This window comes from Rhizobium sp. R339, from assembly GCF_002211395.1.
In the GTDB taxonomy this organism is placed as follows: Bacteria; Pseudomonadota; Alphaproteobacteria; order Rhizobiales; family Rhizobiaceae; genus Rhizobium.
The window spans coordinates 206,448-224,010 of the sequence record NZ_LOKV01000023.1 but is presented as its reverse complement, the minus strand read 5'-3'; the positions used below and the strand labels follow the sequence as shown (position 1 = coordinate 224,010).

Below are 17,563 nucleotides of genomic sequence, written 5' to 3'. Positions count from 1 at the left end.
TCAAGCGCTGAGGCCGCCGAACAGCGTCGGCATGTCGAGCGGGCGGAAGCCGTAATGCGTCATCCAGCGGACGTCGGCATTGAAGAAGTCGCGCAGGTCGGGCATGCCGTATTTCAGCATGGCGATGCGGTCGAGGCCCATGCCCCAGGCAAAGCCCTGATATTCATCCGGATCGAGCCCGCCATAGCGCAGCACGTTCGGGTGGACCATGCCGCAACCGAGGATCTCCATCCAGTCGGTGCCTTCGCCGAACTTGACGATCGGGCCGGAGCGGTCGCACTGGATATCGACCTCGAAGGAGGGCTCGGTGAAGGGGAAAAAGGACGGGCGGAAACGCATCGTGACGCTGTCGACCTCGAAGAAGGTCTTGCAAAATTCCTCGAGCACCCAGCGGATGTTGGCGACATTGGCCTTCTTGTCGATGACCAGGCCTTCGACCTGATGGAACATCGGCGAATGCGTGGCATCGCTGTCCTGGCGGTAGGTCTTGCCGGGAATGATGATGCGGATCGGCGGCTTCTGCGCTTCCATGGTGCGCACCTGCACCGGCGACGTGTGCGTGCGCAGCACCTTGCGTTCACCGTTTTCATCCGGATTGAAGAAGAAGGTGTCGTGCATCTCACGGGCCGGATGGCCTTCGGGGAAGTTCAGAGCGGTGAAATTGTAATAGTCGGTCTCGATATCGGGACCTTCGGCGATCGAGAAACCCATGTCGGCGAAGATCGCGGTGATCTCGTCGACGATCTGGCTGATCGGATGGATGCGGCCGCGCTCGGCCGGCGAAGAGCGCACCGGCAGGCTGACATCGACCGTCTCGGCCTTCAGCCGCGCATTGACCGCCGCCATCTTCAGCACCGACTTCCGTTCGGCAATGGCGTCCGTCACCGCATTCTTCAGCGCGTTGATCGCGGCACCCCGGGTCTGGCGCTCCTCCGGCGTCATAGCGCCGAGCGTCTTCAGGAGTTCCGAGATCGAGCCCTTCTTGCCGAGCGCGGAAACACGCACGGCTTCGAGCGCGGCCTCATCGCCAGCGGCGGCAATTTCGGAAAGCAAGGAGGATTTAAGCTGGTCGATATCTGACATTGTCTTCTTTCCGTCCAGATCAGGCGGCGTTCGAAATGCAGGCTGGGGAGGCCGGCGCAAGGAGTATAGAGAAAGAAAAACCCGCGCTAGCCCAAACCAGCGCGGGTTTCCCAAAATTCAAAAAAGCGTCAAGCTTGGGAAGCGCTGGTTAACGAACCGCGCCTTCAAACTCGTTGGCCGTGCCGGTTTCCTTGAGGTATTCAAGGGCCTTCTTGGCAGCGTTGACCAGCGCGCCGAATGCTTCCGGCTCGTGGATTGCCATGTCGGACAGAACCTTACGGTCGACTTCGATGCCAGCCTTGTTCAGACCGTCGATGAAGCGGCCATAGGTCAGGCCGAATTCGCGGACAGCAGCGTTGATGCGCTGGATCCAGAGGGCGCGGAAGTTGCGCTTGTTGACCTTGCGGTCGCGGTATGCGTACTGCTTGGCGCGGTCGACGGCAGCCTTGGCGGTACGGATGGTGTTCTTGCGGCGGCCGTAGAAACCCTTGGCCTGCTTCAGAACCTTCTTGTGCTTGGCGTGGGCAGCGACGCCTCTTTTTACACGTGCCATTTCATGATCTCCTTAATCTAACGCGTTACCGGAATAGTCTCAGAGACCGTTCGGCAGATAGTTCTTCACGACCTTGCGGCCATCGGGTTCTGCCAGAACCATCGTGCCGCGTGCATCGCGAATGAACTTGTTCGTGCGCTTGATCATGCCATGGCGCTTGCCGGCGGCAGCCGCCTTGACCTTGCCGGTAGCGGTGATCTTGAACCGCTTCTTGGCAGAGGACTTCGTCTTCATCTTGGGCATTTTGCTACTCCGTTTCTGTCCTCCCTGCGCGCTTCATCAAAAAGCCCTCCTCGCGAAGTCCGGTTCTCCGGCCGTCGCAACAAGGTGCGGGAGCGTTTGTTGTTGATCTGCGGCATCGGCGACGAACCGTTCCGCAAGCATTCGAAACTGCCACGGCATGCCCTGCCGGTCAGTTCGGACGCGCGCTTATAACCGCAGCGTCATGAAAGTGCAACGGGGCCCGAGAGGAATCTTCGCCGACCCAATGCACATTACCGAAAGCACAAAAGCCGCCCTTGCGGACGGCCTTGGGCAAAAGGGTATCTGGCGCTTACTTCGGCGCCAGCACCATCATCATCTGGCGGCCTTCGAGCTTGGGCTCGGCTTCCACCTTGGCGATCTCAAGCGTATCGGCCTTGACCTGCTGCAGAAGCTTCATGCCGAGTTCCTGGTGGGCCATTTCGCGGCCACGGAACTTCAGCGTCACCTTGACCTTATCGCCTTCATCGAAGAAGCGGCCCATCGCCTTCATCTTCACCTCATAATCATGGGTGTCGATGTTCGGGCGCATCTTGATTTCTTTGACTTCGACGATCTTCTGCTTCTTGCGTGCCTCGGCAGCCTTCTTCTGGTTGGCATATTTCAGCTTGCCCAGATCGAGGATCTTGCACACCGGCGGTTCGGCGTTGGGGGAAATTTCGACGAGATCGAGGCCGGCTTCCTCAGCCATTCTCAGGGCCTGGTCGGTGGGCACGATGCCCATATTTTGTCCGTCAGCCGCGATCAGCTGAACTTTGGGAATGCGGATTTCACGGTTCGAGCGCGGGCCGTCCTTCACGGGCGCATCGGTCTTAAAAGGTCTGCGAATGGTCGTATTCTCCTCGCGTTGTTTCGGAACGTTGCAGCCGCGCGCTCCCGGTGAGGGTGCACCAACGTGTCTCGTTATCGCTGCAACGGAGTCAATATCATCCTTTAGCGGAAAAATCACCTGCTGTCAGCCTGCCAAGAATCTGTTTTATAGGCCAAAACAACAGGAGTTGACCGATGTCCGATCAGAAGCCCAATCCCGCGCCGCAATTCCTGACGGTCGGCGAAGGCGAAGCGGCGCGTGAAATCGCTCTCCTCGTCCGCCCGGCGCAAGCCGGCGAAGACACGCCGGCGCTCGTCTGGCTGTCCGGCTATCGTTCCGACATGAGCGGCACCAAGGCGGTGGAACTCGACGGCTTGGCCGCCGAGCTCGGCCTCGCTTGCATTCGTTTCGACTATTCCGGCCACGGGCTTTCCGGCGGCAGCTTCCGCGACGGAACGATCTCCCGCTGGCTGGAAGAGGCCATTGCCGTGCTGCGTCATGCCACGCCTGAACGCGTGCTCCTCGTCGGCTCCTCGATGGGCGGCTGGATCGCGCTCAGGCTGGCGCAGGAGCTTGCGCGGCAGGGCGGACCGAAGCTCCAGGGCATGGTGCTGATCGCGCCTGCGCCGGATTTCACCTCCGAACTGATCGAGCCGCACCTGACGGCCAAGGAGAAGAAGTCGCTTGCAGAGCGCGGCTATTTCGAAGAGCGCTCGCAATACAGCCCGGAACCGAACATCTATACCAGGGCGCTGATCGAGGACGGCCGCGAAAACCGGGTGCTCGACGGCATCATCGAGACAGGCTGCCCGGTGCATATCCTCCAGGGCATGAAGGACCCCGACGTGCCGCATCAGCATGCAATGAAACTCGTCGAGCATCTTCCCGCCGACGACGTTGTGCTGACCCTCATCCGCGACGGCGACCACCGCCTTTCCCGTCCCGGCGACATCGCGCTTCTCGTCAGCGCCGTCAAAGGCATCCTCCGCTCATCGGCAAATAGAGAAAAGCCCGCTTGAGGGCGGAGGCGATCATCCCGAAGCAAGTTCCCGGTTCCGTTGCATTTTAACCATGTCGGCGAGTTGCCAGGTCCTCCTAAGAAGTAACGATTGACTCTTCTCGGCCCTCTCCATTAACACTTTGTTAATAATTAAGGGGCGATGCGAGGAAGAGCGGGCGTGCGGATCAAGGGTATCTTCGTGGCCATGATGGCCGTGTTTGCGATGGCGACTGCCGCCATCCCGGCACCAAGCAGAAATGCTTCCATGGTAACAGGCAATGCCACTTCCCAACCGATCGGCCACTACGATTTCTGTCAGATTCACCGCAATGAATGCGGCGCAAACCGCAATTCCGGCCCGATCGAGATGGACCCGGCGAAATGGTCGCTCGTCCGTTCGGTCAATGCCACGGTCAATCGCACGATCACCCCGATGACCGACAAGGAAATCTACGGCAAGGACGAGGTCTGGGCTTATCCGACCACTGCCGGCGACTGCGAGGACTTCGCGCTCCTGAAGCGCCGCATCCTGATCCAGCGGGGCGTTCCCGCTGCCGACCTGCTGATGACCGTCGTTCGCAAGCCCGATGGCGAAGGCCATGCCGTGCTGACGCTGCGCACCGCCGAAGGCGATTTCGTGCTCGACAATCTCGCCTCCGACGTGAAGCCGTGGTTCGGGACGCCCTATACCTTCGTCAAGCGCCAGTCGAGCTACAATGCCGGCCGCTGGGTCACCATCGAAAACGGCCGCGACGTTCTGGTCGGCGCTCTGCGCTGAGAATTTTCGGGGGGATGTGGGGAAAAGGGCCGGCGAAAGCCGGCCTTTTTGTTTTTGGGGTGCTGCAGGGTGCTCCCTGACGAGGTCTAAGGGCTGAACCGCGCGCTCTGGTGAGATAGGAATTGGTTTGTCGCACCGTCTCCCGGTCCTTCGCATGGCTTCTGGCGTTCGCTGCTGCAATCGATTCGCTGGATCGATTGCGCGGGCTTTGCCCGACCGCAGCTCACCCATTCCCAATCAGAATACCGGCGGCGAGAACCAGGCTGCCGCCAAGGACGACCTGGAAGGCGGCGCGAAGGAAGGGCGTTTCCATATAACGGTTCTGGATGAAGGCAATCGCCCAGAGTTCGAAGAAGACAATGACGGCGGCGGTGATCGTCGCGGTCCAGAAATGCGGGATCAGGTAAGGCAGGGCATGGCCGAGACCGCCGAGCGTCGTCATGATGCCGCAGGCAAGGCCGCGTTTGACGGGCGAACCCCGGCCGGAGATCTTGCCGTCGTCATGGGCGGCCTCGGTGAAACCCATCGAGATGCCGGCGCCGACGGAGGCGGAAAGACCGACGAGGAATGTCTGCCAGGTATCCTGCGTGGCAAAGGCGGCGGCGAAGATCGGCGCCAGCGTCGAAACCGAGCCATCCATCAAGCCGGCAAGACCCGGCTGCACATAGGTCAGCACGAATTGCCGGTGCGCCGTCTCGTCCTCGTCGCGCTTGACGTCTTCGGGCGTGTGTTTGTCGCCGAGCATGCGGGCAATATCTTCATGCCCCTGTTCGGCAAGCGCGAGATCGCCGAGAAGCTCTCGCGTCGAGGCATCCGAGGTCTGCTTGGCCGCCTCGATATAGAAACGGTATGCCTGATCCTCCATCGCTTCGGTTTCCTGCCGTATTGCATCGAGCGAAAGATTTGCCCTCAGCCAGTCGGGCTTGCGTTCGTAGAAGCCCTGCACATGTTCGCGCCGGATCAGCGGGATGCGCTCGCCAAAACGCTGGCGATGGATCTCGATCAGGGATTTGCGATGCGTATCCTCGACCTCGGCCATATCTTCGAAAACCTTGGCCGAGGCCGGGAATTCGTTCCGGAGCCTGTCGGCATAGGCAAGATAGATGCGGGCATCGTCTTCCTCGGAGGCGATTGCGAGGGCGAGGATCTCCTGCTCGGACAGCGACTCGAAAGACCGTTTCGGTGATCTGAAAAATCGCGCCAGCATAACTATTCTCCATAATTTAGAATTATTCTAAATCTAAAGAAGCAGCCAATGGCGGTCAAGTGCACAGACGGGCCGGCTGACAGATTGCCGCAAGCTGCAAGCATGGCTTTGGCGCGCCGGCACAAACACCTATATGAGGAGCGCCGCATCATGCGGCGCCGGGGTTTTTGATGGACAATGAGATTCAGGGCCGCCCTGCCCATATCGCGGCGATCCGCGAAAAGGCGGAGGCCGAAATGCGGGTGATGGGCGTCGACGAAGCCTTCATCGACAGGCTGGTCGAGACTTTTTACGGACGCGTGCTGGAGCATCCCGATCTCGGCCCTGTGTTCGACGCCCGGCTTTCCGGCCGCTGGCCGGAGCATATGCAGAAGATGAAGAGCTTCTGGTCGGCCGTCGCCTTTCGCAGCGGCGCCTATGGCGGCAAGCCGGTGCAGGCGCATACGGGCGTTCAGAACCTGACGCCCGATCTTTTTCCGAAATGGCTGTCGCTGTTTGCCGCGACGCTCGACGATGTCGCCCCCTCGCCGGAGGCCAAGGCCTGGTTCATGGCGACCGCAGAGCGGATCGCCAAAAGCCTGACGCTGTCGCTGTTCTACAATCCCGCGCTCGACGATCCGGCGAAAAGAGCGGGCTGATCGTTCACTGCTTCGCGGAAAAGGTCGCGCCGGCGCTTGCCGCGACGACCAGGGCCGTTCCGGCCATCTGCAGCAGCGTCATCGGCTGAGTCAGGATGAGAAAGCCCGCAAGTGCGGCGATGGCCGGCTCGAGGCTCATGAGAATGCCGAAGGAGGCTGTCGGCATGCGCCGCAGAGCGATCAGTTCCAGCGTGTAGGGCAGCAGCGGCACGAGAATGGCAAGGCCCACCATTTCAATCAGGCCGGAGCCATCGAGCTTGGGCAAGGCGCCGGCGAAGCCGAAGGGTGTCGCGACCAGCGCGGCGACCATCAGCGACATGGAAAGCCCTTCCAACCCCTTGAAGCTCGCACCGATCTTTTTCGTCAGGACGATATAGATCGCCCAGCCGGTTCCTGCGCCGAGCGCGAAGAGAATACCCTCGATGTCGCCGACCCAGCCTTCCCCATCATGGGCGAGAGCCAGCACGCCGAGCGCGGCAAGCAGGGGCCAGACGAGACGCCGGCCAAAACCGTAACCAATGGTCGCCACCGACAGCGGGCCGAGAAAATCGATCGCCACGGCAAGCCCGAGCGGAATGCGCTCGATCGCCGCGAAGAAGCTTATGGTCATCAGCGCCGTCGTGGTACCGAGAACCAGAGCGCTCGTCCATTGCGCCCTGTTGTAGCTTGAGATGCGCGGCCGCACGACGATGGCCAGGATGAGGGCCGCAAACGCAAGCCGCAGCCAGCTGGCGCCGGCCGGTCCATAGGTGGCGATGGCGGAGGAGGAAAGCGCTGCGCCGAACTGGATCGACGACATGGACAGCAGGCACATCAGCCCGCCGGCCGCCACGCCGCCGAATGCCGTGGATGCCTCTGCGCTCAGCGTGCCTGCGCCGGCATTCGCTTTTTCTTCCATGCTCATCTCCCGATCGCGCCTCTTTTTACGAAGGCGATGGGCGAGCGACAAATTCAAACTTCTGATCCAGCCAGAAAGAGGTTTGATGCGATATCAGAGACGGCCGGCCAGAATGACCTCTTCGGCATCCTCGAAGCTCATTTCGAACACCTTCCTGCCGATGTCGAAGCTGAAGCCGTTGCGGGCGAAGGCCGAAAGCTCTTTCGCCTTGCGTTTTTCATCAAGTTCGACCCGGCGAAAAGGGCCGAAGGCGCGTTTGCGGGCAAATATCGCGGCAGCATAGAGATCGTCAGCCTCCCCGAGCGCGGCCTCGACCTTGTCGCTGGAGACGCCCTTGGCGGCAAGCTTCTGGGCGATGGCACGCTTCGATTTGCCGCCGCGCACGGCAGAGCGCGTGCTGATCTCCGCATAGGCGCTATCGTCGAGCACTTTGTTATCATAGGCAAATTTGACGGCGAAATCGGCAACGGCCTTGAGCTGTGCCGCGCTGATACCCTCGAACTTTTCCCTGGCCTTGCGGGTGATGGCGTCGAAGAGCTGCTTTTCCGTCATCATTCGCCGCTCCAAGCGATAGATGGCGGAATTGCGCGCCCAGCTCAGCATGCGCGGTGTCGGGATATCGGATGGAAGGGTCTCCTCGGTCATATCAAGCAATCACGCTTCGAGACCCTTGAGGACATTGGCGACGTTGAGGCCGATTTCCGGCACCCCGTAACCACCCTCCATGCAGGTGACGATGGGCAGGCCGGTGGCTGAGATCATCTCTCCCATGCGGATGAAATCTTCCGATTTCAGCTGGAAAAACGAGATCGGATCCCGCTCGAACGTATCAACGCCGAGCGCTACGACGATCGCCTCCGCGCCAAACGCCTTGATGCGGGCGAGCGCATCGGCAAGGGCCGAAGACCATGTCTCCCAGGGCGTATGGGGCGGCATCGGATAGTTGCGGTTGGCGCCTGCGCCCTCCCCTTCGCCCTCTTCGTCGGCATGGCCGAGGAAATAAGGAAAGGCGAACATGGGATCGCCATGCAGCGACGCGGTGAACACATCGCCGCGCTGGTAGAAGAGATCCTGCGTGCCGTTGCCGTGATGGAAATCGACGTCGAGCACGGCGACCTTCTTGGCGCCGTGATAAATGAGACGCTGGGCTGCGACGCCGGAATTGTTGATGAAGCAATAGCCGCCGAAGAGATCGATGCCGGCATGGTGACCGGGCGGACGGCAGAGCGCGAAGGCGAAACGGTGGCCGGCATTCAGCCAATCCGCGCCCGTCATCGCGCATCGCATCGCGGCAAGCGCCGCCTCGTAGGAGCCTTTGGTGATGGAGGTATCGGCGGCATTGGCGTAATGGCCGATCGCGCCGACGATATTGTCGGGCACGCGGCTGCTCGTGCGGCGCACCGGAAAGGAATTGGCGATCGCCTCACCCTCGAAGCCCGCCGCCACCCAGCGGTCCCAAACGGTGGCGAGAAAATCGAGATAGGCGGGATCATGCACCTTTCGGGCCGTTTCCAGCCCGTGCGCATCCGGCGCCACGACATCGGAAAGGCCTGCTTTCTTCACCGCCGCCAGGATCCATTCGGCGCGAAACGGCGCCTCGAAAGGCGTCACCAGCCGGCCGGCATAGAGCTCGGTCCTGGCATCGCGCAGCTTATGATCTTCGGAATAGATGACGCGCATTTCAGATCCTGTCGCTGATTGAGAGTCGATGTTTAAATGGGTCGGCCGCGACAAAAAAGCCGGCGCGGCGCTCTTGATCGCCAAGGAGGATGACTGCACCTTCTCCATGTTTCGAGACCGAAGGAAATTCCGCATGAAAGTGCTGATGGTCGATGTCGACGGCGTGCTCATTCATGGCCGCCCGGCCGATGGGCTGCCCCACTTCACTTATCTCGAACGCGACCTCGGACTGCGGCCTGATTTGCTGCAACGGGAATTCTTCCAGACCCACTGGGGCGACATCATCATCGGCCGCGACGAGCTGGAGCCACGGCTCGCCAGCGTGTTGGCAAGGATTGCGCCCCATCTCCGCGCTGCGACGCTGATCGACTACTGGTTCGAAAACGATGCGCGCCTTAACCGCAATCTGCTGACAGATCTCGCCTTGCTCAGGAAAAGCGGTGTTAGGCTCTTCCTGGCGACGAATCAGGAGCACCGGCGGGCGCACTACCTGATGAAGGAACTGGGCCTCAGCACCCATTTCGACGACATCCTCTATTCCGCAGCCCTCGGCCACAGCAAGCCTTCGCCCGACTTCTTCCGACTGGCGACCGAACGGGCCGGGGCCATGCCCAACGAGATCGCCTTCATCGACGACATGGCGATGAATATCGAAGCGGCGCGGCAGTTCGGCTGGAACGCGGCGCAATGGACAGCAGGCGCGACGCTGGCCGGCGCTCTTTCCGAATTCGTCAGAGCAGCATGAGCGAGACGAGTGCAATCAGCAGAGCCGCTTGTAAAATAGGGTGGTGTCGCAGAAGCCGCCTTCCGGCCACAGCGCATAATCGGGAATGACGCCGACGCGCTGCCAGCCCAGGCGCGGATAGATGGCCTCGGCATCGCTGCCGGTTGCGGTATCGAGCACGAGCAGGGTTTTGCCGCGGGTGGCCGCCTCGCGTTCGGCGGCTTCCATCAGCAAGCGGGCAAGGCCTTTGCCGCGGGCGGAGCGATGCACCAGGAGCTTCTTCAGATCGCCGCGATGCGGCTGGTTCGGCATTTGCGCGGCGCCGACCTGCACCGTGCCGACGATCCGGCCGTCGAGTTCGGCGACCAGCAACAGGCTGCTGCCGCCGGCGACCGCCTCGGCGACTTCTAGCCAGTAGCGCGCGGCGTCTTCGGGCGCATAGGGCTGCATGAAGCCGACGGAAGCACCGCCGGCCACGCAATCGGCGAGCACCTCCGCAAGATCAGGGATGGCGGCGCGGGCTTCTTCGGCCGAAAGGGTGCGAATGTCGGGCATGTTCTTCTCCTGAAATGAAAATCGTTAGCGGCCGCCGCGGTCGAGCACGACGCAGTAGCGCGCCGGCGCGTTGCCGGGATTATGAAAGGAATGGCCGTCGCCAACGGGCATGAAGAGGCAATCGCCGGGACGCAGCCGATAGACCGTCTCGCCCGCCGTCATCTCCAATTCGCCATCGAAGAGCCAAACATGCTGCGTCATGCCATGCGATGCGGCATGCGGGGGGAAACTGACGCGGGCGCCGGCGGGAAATTCGACTTCGACGATGTCGACGGCGGAAGCCGTGCCGGGCGCCGACACCGCGCGCCTGAGATAACCGGTCTCCGGATCGCGCCAGACCTGCTGCTCCTGCCGGCGGGCGAGCGGCGAGGCCCGCTGCCCCTCCTCCGCGAAGAAAGCCGAGAGCGACAGGCCGAGGGCGGCGCAGACCCTTGCCAGCAGCGAGGCGGTGGGGCTCGCCTCCGCCCGCTCAATGCGCGAGATCATCGCCCGGCTGACACCGGAGGCTTCGGCCAGATCATCCAGCGTCAGACCCTTTTCCAGCCGCAGCTTGCGGATGCGGATGCCGATCGCTTGTTCGAGTTCCTGTTCCATGGTGAATTCCTTATTCCACTATAAGAGAAATACATTATCTCATGATGGAATCAAGTGCGCCCTGACACTGCATTCCGCTTGCCTTCACGGCAGCGCCGCCGATATATGGCGGCGGCGCTCGATACGGAGGACATCATGGACGGCAGCATGCAGAATACGGAAATCACCGGGAGCTTCACTGCTGATGCCTGGGACCGGATCAACCCCGTCATGGCCGAGATCGAAGCACTGCCGCTGCTGCAGCGGCTTTCGGACGGCACGCTGCCGCCGGAGATTTTCCGTCACTACATCCTGCAGGACGCGATCTACCTGAAACATTATGCCCGGTGCCTCGCCATCGTCGCCGCCAAAGCGCCTGATAATGCGCAGGTGCTGCGCTTTCTCGGCTCGGCGCAGAAGGCAATAACCGTCGAGCAGGGCCTTCATGCGGGCTTCCTCTCGCAGTTCGGCATTTCGAGCGCGGATGTGTCGGCAGCCGAGCCCTCGCCCTCCTGCTTTGCCTATACGAATTTCCTTCTGGCGACCGCCTATCACAGCTCCTATGCCGTCGCGCTTTCCGCCATTCTGCCGTGCTTCTGGATCTACTGGCATGTCGGCGAAGGCATCAAGAACAAGCCTGTTATCGAGGGCAATGTTTTCCAGGCGTGGATCAACACCTACGGCGATCCGCAGTTCGCAGCCGGCGCGCGCGAGGTGATCGCGCTGACCGATATCGCCGCCCGCGCCGCATCGCCGGTGGAACGTGCCGCAATGATGGATGTCTTCGTGCGCGCCTCCCAATATGAATGGATGTTCTGGGATTCGGCATGGCGGCTGGAGACTTGGCCGGTCTGACGCGCCTGCAGCAGGCGGCAAAATAGCGTAAATTCCGGGATAATTACCGCTTTGCGGCACGGGGCGGCGCTGCTATATGGCGCGCATGAGCACCAATTCCACCACTCCGCTGTCCCATATCCGCAACTTCTCGATCGTGGCCCATATCGACCACGGCAAATCGACGCTGGCCGACCGCCTGATCCAGACGACAGGCGGCCTTGCCGAGCGCGAAATGTCCGAGCAGGTGCTCGACAATATGGATATCGAGCGCGAGCGCGGCATCACCATCAAGGCCCAGACCGTGCGCCTGCACTACCAGGCGAACAACGGCGAAAAGTACATTCTCAACCTGATCGACACGCCCGGCCACGTCGATTTCGCCTATGAAGTCTCGCGATCCCTTTCGGCCTGCGAAGGTTCGCTGCTCGTCGTCGACGCTTCGCAGGGCGTGGAAGCACAGACGCTCGCCAACGTCTATCAGGCGATCGACAACAACCACGAGCTCGTCACCGTGCTCAACAAGATCGACCTGCCGGCGGCCGAACCCGACCGCATCAAGGAACAGATCGAGGAAGTGATCGGCATCGACGCTTCCGAGGCGGTGCTGATCTCGGCCAAAACAGGTCTCGGCATTCCCGACGTGCTGGAAGCGATCGTCCACAAGCTGCCGGCGCCGAAGAGCGCGGGCGGCGAAAAGGCGCCGCTGAAGGCGCTGCTCGTCGACAGCTGGTACGACACCTATCTCGGCGTCATGGTTCTCGTGCGCATCATCGACGGCGTGCTGACGAAGGGCCAGACGATCCGCATGATGGGCACCGATGCCAAATATCAGGTGGAGCGTGTCGGCGTGCTGACGCCGAAGATGGTCAATGTCGAAAGCCTCGGCCCCGGCGAGATCGGCTTCATCACCGCTTCGATCAAGGAAGTGGCCGATACCCGCGTCGGTGATACGATTACCGAAGACAAGCGGCCGACGGCCCAGGCGCTGCCGGGCTTCAAGCCGGCGCAGCCGGTGGTGTTCTGCGGCCTCTTCCCGGTGGACGCCGCCGATTTCGAGGATCTGCGCGCCGCCATGGGCAAGCTTCGCCTCAACGATGCCTCCTTCTCCTTCGAGATGGAATCGTCTGCTGCTCTAGGTTTCGGCTTCCGCTGCGGCTTCCTCGGCTTGCTGCATCTCGAAATCATCCAGGAACGTCTGGAGCGCGAGTTCGACCTCGACCTCATCGCCACCGCCCCTTCCGTCGTCTACAAGATGTTCATGACCGACGGCACGGAGCGCGAGCTGCACAATCCGGCCGACATGCCCGACGTCGTCAAGATCTCGGAAATCCACGAGCCGTGGATCCGCGCGACGATCCTGACACCCGACGATTATCTCGGCGGCATCCTGAAGCTCTGCCAGGACCGGCGCGGTATCCAGATCGAGCTGACCTATGTCGGCACGCGCGCGATGCTGACCTACGACCTGCCGCTCAACGAAGTCGTCTTCGATTTCTACGACCGGCTGAAATCGATCTCGAAGGGCTATGCCTCCTTCGACTATACGCTCACTGACCACCGCGAGGGCAACCTCGTGAAGATGTCGATCCTCGTCAACGGCGAGCCGGTCGATGCGCTGTCGATGATGGTGCACCGCACCGCCGCCGAAAAGCGCGGCCGCGACATGTGCGAGAAGCTCAAAGAGCTGATCCCGAAGCACATGTTCAAGATCCCGATCCAGGCCGCGATCGGCGGCAACGTCATCGCCCGCGAGACGATCTCAGCGCTGCGCAAGGACGTGACGGCGAAATGCTACGGCGGCGACGCCACGCGCAAGCGCAAGCTGCTCGACAAGCAGAAGGCCGGCAAGAAGCGCATGCGCCAGTTCGGCAAGGTGGAGATTCCGCAGGAAGCCTTCATCGCCGCATTGAAGATGGGCGACGAATAACGCTTCTCAACGACATCTCATGCGCATATGATCTGCGCATGAGATCCAGGAGATCGTTATGGCGCATCAGGCGAGAAAAGCAGCGAACCTTTCTCTCGATGAGGGACTTGTCTCGCAGGCCCGCGAGCTGAAGATCAATATATCCCGGGCGGCAGAAGATGGGATCGCAAAGGCCATAAAGGCGGAACGCGAGCGGCTGTGGCGTATCGAAAACGCCGAGGCTATCCGGCTGGAAAACGAGTATGTCGAAAAGCACGGGCTGCCGTTTGCCAAGTATCGTCAGTTTTGATGGCGCGCTTTCATGTCTATCGCCTGAAAAGCGGGAATGCCCTCGCCATCGACCTTCAAGCCAACCTGCTTGACGATCTGCCTTCGCGAGTCATGGTTCCGCTGTATCCAGTGCTAGAAATGAGCTGGTCAATCTCGCGACTGAATCCGCGCTTTGCCATCGACGGTGAAATCCATGTCATGGCGACTCAGCGCATGGCATCGATTCCGACAACCGAATTGGGAATAGCGGTCGCGGATCTATCCGATAAAAGCGATATCATTACCGGCGCCCTGGATTTTCTCTTCCAGGGCTTTTGAATTCAGTTTCCCGCCATATACTCCTTCACCAACCCCTCATACGCCGCCATCTCAGGCAGTGTCGCGTAGCTGTAGACCGCTCCCGTCTCGGCGAAGGCCAGCTTTTCGCTGGTCCATGTCTCGATGAAGGGCGTGAACCAGCTCGGATCATCGAGCATGGTGACGCGCAGGTTGACGAACCAGTCCATGCCTTCCGGCCGGGTGAACATCCAGCTCATGCAGTGTGCGCAGAAATAATGCTTCGTCGTGCCATGCAGGCCGCCGATGACGGGCTCGCCTTTCGTGACCTCGAAACCTTCGCTCGGGATGGCGGCGCTCAGCGAATAGGCGCTTGCCGTCATCCTTTGGCAGCCCGTGCAATGGCAGGCCATGGTGAGTAGCGGCGGCGCGCTGATCTTCAACCGCACCCGGCCGCAGCGGCAGCCGCCTTCCATGGGTAAGTTCCGTGCTGTCATGATATTTCTCCCCTTCCGTCATCTGATCTAGCGGAGCCGGCACCATTGTCGAGGGAGCCCGCGGGCCGCGAATCTCAGAAGCGGCTTATCTGGCGCGCGGGATTGCCGACGATGGTTGCACCTGCCGGTACGTCCTTCGTCACGACGGCACCGGCGCCGACGATCGCGCCATCGCCGATCGCCACCCCACCGAGGATGATGGCGCCGCCGCCGATCCAGACGTCGCTGCCGATCTCGACCGGCCGGGCGATTTCGATGCCCGCGCGGCGAAGGGCGAGATCCTTGTGATGTTCGGCGCAATAGATCTGCACGCCCGGCCCGAACATGGTGCGATCGCCGATCATGACGCTACCGGAGTCAAGGATGGTGCAGCCGGCATTGAAATAGACGCGCTCGCCGAGAACGATATTGATGCCGTAGGAGCAGTGGAACGGCGCTTCGATGAAGATATCGGGCGCGGCCTCGGCAAAGAGCGCCCTCAGGGCAGGTGCCGCGGCGCCGCGCTCGTCGGGCGGCAGGGTGTTATGGGCGTGGACGGCCAGTCGCGCCTGGCGGCGCAGCAGATCGAGTTCGTCGTCGAGGCAGCAATACCATTCACCGGCCGCCATCTTTTCGCGTTCGCTTGCCGGCATGGCCTCGCCCCTCACGCAATCGCCTGCGACAGCGGCCGGGCCGCCTGCCGATCGATAAGGCTGACCCAGGCGCGCGCGATGGCAAGGCCTGTGGCATCGGCGGCGGCACCATGGCGCGCCGCCAATTCACTATAATTCTCCAGCCAGCCGGGAGCGATGCGATCGATCGTGCCGGGGAATTCGGCCTTCCACTGCCCGACGACCGCAGTATCGGCCTCGAAGTGAAACTGGGTGCCGTAGACGGCGCGGCCGATACGGAAGGCCTGGTTCTCGGCGATGGGGCTCGACGCGAGACGAACCGCACCTTCGGGCAAGGAAAACGTATCGGCGTGCCACTGAAAGATGGTGAATTCGCCGCCCACATCGGACAACAGCGGATCGGCCCGGCCTTCACTGGTGACGCCGATGCTGTGCCAGCCGAACTCGTGGGCGGCGCCCAGCAGATTGTCGGCGCCATAGGCCCGGGCGAGGATCTGGCTGCCGAGGCAGATGCCGAGCACGGCCCTGCCGGCATCGCCGAAGCGGCGCGCCAGCCGCACGAGTTCCGGCAGGTACGGGTGCGTCTCGTCATCCAGCGCGCTCTGCTCGCCGCCGAGAACAACGAGCGCGTCATGGCCCGATATGTCCTGCGGCAGGGTACCGTCCTGCCAGACCCGGAACCACTCGATCTCCGCTCCCGCCTCGTCAAGCGCTTTGGCAAGCGCGCCAAGGCCGGTGTTCCTCATGTTTTCGACGACAGCGACTCGCATTGGCTTTTTCCGATATGGCCGACGGCGGGAGAAGACCATGCCCGCAAGCAGCAGGCAAGACGGTTGTGCGAGGCCGATTGCGCGAGCAGCCCGCACGGCTTAAACCAGCCTGAACGAAAGGAAATCGCCATGACCGACAAAGCCCGTGTCTCGATCCTCTACTGCACTCAATGCAACTGGCTGCTGCGCGCCGCCTGGATGGCGCAGGAACTGCTGCACACCTTTTCCGACAGCCTCGCCGAAGTGGCGCTGATCCCCGCCACCGGCGGCAATTTCGAGATCCGCGTCAATGGCGACCTCATCTGGGAACGCAAGCGCGACGGCGGCTTTCCCGGGCCGAAGGAGCTGAAGCAGCGGGTCCGCGACATCGTCGAGCCCGGCCGCGATCTCGGCCATGTCGACCGCGCTTCGCTCGAAAGCTAACTGCGGCATCCCTTAGCGGTAGGGCGAGCGGCAGACCCGGTAGACACCCTCATAGGTGAGGAAGTGATCCGTCCTCGGATTGTAGGAGCGGTATTCATTGGTGCACCAGGCGATGTGCTTGTTCGGCTCCTTCGGCTGCACGCGGCGCACCGGCGGCGGATCATAGGTGAGCTGCGGCCGCCCGGCCGCCCCCGGCAGGTAATAGGTCGGCCCCGCGCCCCTCGGACGGTAATTCGGCTGAACATAGGCGGGGCGATGCCACTGCTGCGGTCCGAAGCCGAAGCAGCCGCGAAAATCGCAGAGCGTCGATCCCGTATTGACCGGCCCGAGCCCCGGCCTACCCACCTTCAGCGAATCGGCGGCTGCCATTGCGGGCGACAGGACGGCCAAAAGGCCGGCGAGCAGAAGCGTGCGGGGAGCGGGCATGATCCAATTCCTTTTGATCCTTCCCTTATATAGGGCGCGCAGGCACCGGCGCTATGCCTATCCGGCCGCACTTCTCCCGATGTGAATTGCAGTTTTTTGCCAACTGTCAGGAAAACTTCAAAAACCCAGTTGACAGTCGCAGGCCACCCCCTTACATCGCTCTCCGTCGCCCAGATGGCGGAATTGGTAGACGCGCAGGTTTCAGGTACCTGTGCCGCGAGGCGTGGAGGTTCGAGTCCTCTTCTGGGCACCATTCCAATCTTGATCGCTACCAAGATCAGATAATCAAATCTTCCAGAAATCGTACATCGGCGCCTTCCAACGAAGGCCATTGACGATGTTTTGTCTACAAACCTGATGCCGATTCCGGAGGTCGAACCAGCTCAGACGACACAAGCGTGGCTTCCGGTCTTCACGCAGCCATATTCGGCGCCATCTTCCTGTTGTCTGCTATCACCGACAAAACCGCGATGCCGGCCTCTCTGGCGGCGCTCAAAAGCAATTCCCTGAGTTCGTGCATCCCGGCTTGCCCAGTGACGGCATCGGCGCAGGCCTTCACGGCCGCGACGTATTCCTCTCCGTCGTCAAGGGGCCAGTCGATCATCAGAACCTCGGCTGCGTCTCGGAGCGTCCTGACGATCTTGTGCTTTCGCCGGCCTCCAACAAAAAGAACAAGAGGCGCAAAATCCGCCGATGTGTTCCATTGCATGGCACTTTCTCCCCAAGAATTAGAATATTAGTAATAATGCAAGAAGCGTGCCGCGC

24 protein-coding genes and 1 tRNA gene are annotated in these 17,563 nt (G+C 61.5%); 10 read left to right on the top strand and 15 right to left on the bottom strand.

The window, feature by feature from the left end:
* The 4 genes from pheS to infC form a co-directional block, all read right to left on the bottom strand.
* Entirely contained in the window at positions 1-1,083 is a 1,083-nt protein-coding gene (gene pheS, locus ATY76_RS20325; protein WP_088676516.1) for a phenylalanine--tRNA ligase subunit alpha, read from the bottom strand.
* Positions 1,084-1,231: 148 nt separating this feature from the next.
* Entirely contained in the window at positions 1,232-1,636 is a 405-nt protein-coding gene (rplT, locus tag ATY76_RS20320) for a 50S ribosomal protein L20 (RefSeq protein ID WP_088676515.1), read from the bottom strand.
* Positions 1,637-1,675: 39 nt separating this feature from the next.
* Entirely contained in the window at positions 1,676-1,879 is a 204-nt protein-coding gene (rpmI, locus tag ATY76_RS20315; protein WP_004108077.1) for a 50S ribosomal protein L35, read from the bottom strand.
* A gap of 310 nt (positions 1,880-2,189) precedes the next feature.
* Complete coding sequence (infC, locus tag ATY76_RS20310; protein WP_082928759.1) at positions 2,190-2,726, bottom strand: translation initiation factor IF-3; 537 nt, start codon at positions 2,724-2,726, stop codon at positions 2,190-2,192.
* Positions 2,727-2,902: 176 nt separating this feature from the next.
* Between infC and ATY76_RS20305 the strand changes: the two genes are divergently transcribed.
* Together ATY76_RS20305 and ATY76_RS20300 are read left to right on the top strand one after the other, a co-directional pair.
* Complete coding sequence (locus ATY76_RS20305) at positions 2,903-3,727, top strand: alpha/beta hydrolase (RefSeq protein WP_088676514.1); 825 nt, start codon at positions 2,903-2,905, stop codon at positions 3,725-3,727.
* A gap of 159 nt (positions 3,728-3,886) precedes the next feature.
* Complete coding sequence (locus tag ATY76_RS20300) at positions 3,887-4,486, top strand: transglutaminase-like cysteine peptidase (RefSeq protein WP_088676513.1); 600 nt, start codon at positions 3,887-3,889, stop codon at positions 4,484-4,486.
* A gap of 223 nt (positions 4,487-4,709) precedes the next feature.
* On the opposite strand, the gene mbfA is transcribed toward ATY76_RS20300, so the two are convergent.
* Positions 4,710-5,693 (bottom strand): iron exporter MbfA, encoded by a 984-nt coding sequence (mbfA, locus tag ATY76_RS20295; RefSeq protein WP_088676512.1) that lies wholly within the window; start codon positions 5,691-5,693, stop codon positions 4,710-4,712.
* A 170-nt stretch (positions 5,694-5,863) separates the two neighbouring features.
* Between mbfA and ATY76_RS20290 the strand changes: the two genes are divergently transcribed.
* Positions 5,864-6,331, top strand: coding sequence for a truncated hemoglobin (locus ATY76_RS20290; RefSeq protein WP_088676511.1), 468 nt, complete (start codon positions 5,864-5,866; stop codon positions 6,329-6,331).
* A 4-nt stretch (positions 6,332-6,335) separates the two neighbouring features.
* Here the strand turns inward: ATY76_RS20290 and ATY76_RS20285 are convergent, their stop codons facing one another.
* The 3 genes from ATY76_RS20285 to ATY76_RS20275 all read right to left on the bottom strand — a co-directional run bounded on the left by ATY76_RS20285 (position 6,336) and on the right by ATY76_RS20275 (position 8,909).
* Positions 6,336-7,229 carry an EamA family transporter gene (locus tag ATY76_RS20285; RefSeq protein WP_088676510.1) on the bottom strand — a complete coding sequence of 298 codons (894 nt, stop codon included), beginning with the start codon at positions 7,227-7,229 and terminating at the stop codon, positions 6,336-6,338.
* A gap of 93 nt (positions 7,230-7,322) precedes the next feature.
* The gene (gene recX, locus ATY76_RS20280; RefSeq protein ID WP_088676956.1) at positions 7,323-7,874 is read right to left on the bottom strand and encodes a recombination regulator RecX; all 552 of its coding nucleotides are present in this window, start codon (positions 7,872-7,874) and stop codon (positions 7,323-7,325) included.
* Positions 7,875-7,883: 9 nt separating this feature from the next.
* Complete coding sequence (locus tag ATY76_RS20275; protein WP_088676509.1) at positions 7,884-8,909, bottom strand: histone deacetylase family protein; 1,026 nt, start codon at positions 8,907-8,909, stop codon at positions 7,884-7,886.
* 133 nt (positions 8,910-9,042) lie between these two features.
* Between ATY76_RS20275 and ATY76_RS20270 the strand changes: the two genes are divergently transcribed.
* Positions 9,043-9,654 (top strand): HAD-IA family hydrolase, encoded by a 612-nt coding sequence (locus ATY76_RS20270; RefSeq protein ID WP_088676955.1) that lies wholly within the window; start codon positions 9,043-9,045, stop codon positions 9,652-9,654.
* Between the two features lie 15 nt (positions 9,655-9,669).
* On the opposite strand, the gene ATY76_RS20265 is transcribed toward ATY76_RS20270, so the two are convergent.
* Both ATY76_RS20265 and ATY76_RS20260 read right to left on the bottom strand, forming a co-directional pair.
* Complete coding sequence (locus ATY76_RS20265) at positions 9,670-10,188, bottom strand: GNAT family N-acetyltransferase (protein WP_088676508.1); 519 nt, start codon at positions 10,186-10,188, stop codon at positions 9,670-9,672.
* A 24-nt stretch (positions 10,189-10,212) separates the two neighbouring features.
* Positions 10,213-10,782: an XRE family transcriptional regulator gene (locus ATY76_RS20260; RefSeq protein WP_088676507.1), complete on the bottom strand. Its 570-nt coding sequence runs from the start codon at positions 10,780-10,782 to the stop codon at positions 10,213-10,215.
* A gap of 135 nt (positions 10,783-10,917) precedes the next feature.
* Here ATY76_RS20260 and tenA point away from each other — a divergent pair, with 135 nt between their 5' ends.
* From tenA to ATY76_RS20240, 4 genes are all read left to right on the top strand, one after another.
* Positions 10,918-11,616, top strand: a complete 699-nt coding sequence (gene tenA / locus ATY76_RS20255; protein WP_088676954.1) for a thiaminase II — start codon at positions 10,918-10,920, stop codon at positions 11,614-11,616.
* Positions 11,617-11,692: 76 nt separating this feature from the next.
* Entirely contained in the window at positions 11,693-13,525 is a 1,833-nt protein-coding gene (lepA, locus tag ATY76_RS20250) for a translation elongation factor 4 (protein ID WP_088676506.1), read from the top strand.
* 58 nt (positions 13,526-13,583) lie between these two features.
* Complete coding sequence (locus ATY76_RS20245) at positions 13,584-13,814, top strand: type II toxin-antitoxin system CcdA family antitoxin (RefSeq protein WP_088676505.1); 231 nt, start codon at positions 13,584-13,586, stop codon at positions 13,812-13,814.
* Positions 13,814-14,113, top strand: coding sequence for a CcdB family protein (locus ATY76_RS20240; protein WP_088676953.1), 300 nt, complete (start codon positions 13,814-13,816; stop codon positions 14,111-14,113). Before ATY76_RS20245 ends, ATY76_RS20240 begins: the two co-directional genes overlap by 1 nt.
* 2 nt (positions 14,114-14,115) lie before the next feature.
* Here ATY76_RS20240 and ATY76_RS20235 read toward each other — a convergent pair whose 3' ends face one another.
* The 3 genes from ATY76_RS20235 to ATY76_RS20225 form a co-directional block, all read right to left on the bottom strand.
* The gene (locus tag ATY76_RS20235) at positions 14,116-14,568 is read right to left on the bottom strand and encodes a GFA family protein (RefSeq protein ID WP_088676504.1); all 453 of its coding nucleotides are present in this window, start codon (positions 14,566-14,568) and stop codon (positions 14,116-14,118) included.
* 74 nt (positions 14,569-14,642) lie between these two features.
* Positions 14,643-15,200: a sugar O-acetyltransferase gene (locus ATY76_RS20230; RefSeq protein ID WP_088676503.1), complete on the bottom strand. Its 558-nt coding sequence runs from the start codon at positions 15,198-15,200 to the stop codon at positions 14,643-14,645.
* An 11-nt stretch (positions 15,201-15,211) separates the two neighbouring features.
* Entirely contained in the window at positions 15,212-15,949 is a 738-nt protein-coding gene (locus ATY76_RS20225; RefSeq protein WP_088676502.1) for a type 1 glutamine amidotransferase, read from the bottom strand.
* Between the two features lie 129 nt (positions 15,950-16,078).
* Here ATY76_RS20225 and ATY76_RS20220 point away from each other — a divergent pair, with 129 nt between their 5' ends.
* Positions 16,079-16,372, top strand: a complete 294-nt coding sequence (locus ATY76_RS20220) for a SelT/SelW/SelH family protein (RefSeq protein WP_088676501.1) — start codon at positions 16,079-16,081, stop codon at positions 16,370-16,372.
* Positions 16,373-16,384: 12 nt separating this feature from the next.
* Here the strand turns inward: ATY76_RS20220 and ATY76_RS20215 are convergent, their stop codons facing one another.
* Positions 16,385-16,798 carry a BA14K family protein gene (locus tag ATY76_RS20215; protein WP_088676500.1) on the bottom strand — a complete coding sequence of 138 codons (414 nt, stop codon included), beginning with the start codon at positions 16,796-16,798 and terminating at the stop codon, positions 16,385-16,387.
* A gap of 168 nt (positions 16,799-16,966) precedes the next feature.
* Here ATY76_RS20215 and ATY76_RS20210 point away from each other — a divergent pair.
* Positions 16,967-17,051: transfer RNA gene (locus tag ATY76_RS20210), tRNA-Leu, on the top strand.
* A gap of 159 nt (positions 17,052-17,210) precedes the next feature.
* Here the strand turns inward: ATY76_RS20210 and ATY76_RS20205 are convergent.
* Complete coding sequence (locus ATY76_RS20205) at positions 17,211-17,507, bottom strand: DUF982 domain-containing protein (protein ID WP_088676499.1); 297 nt, start codon at positions 17,505-17,507, stop codon at positions 17,211-17,213.
* Between the last annotated feature and the right edge of the window lie 56 nt (positions 17,508-17,563).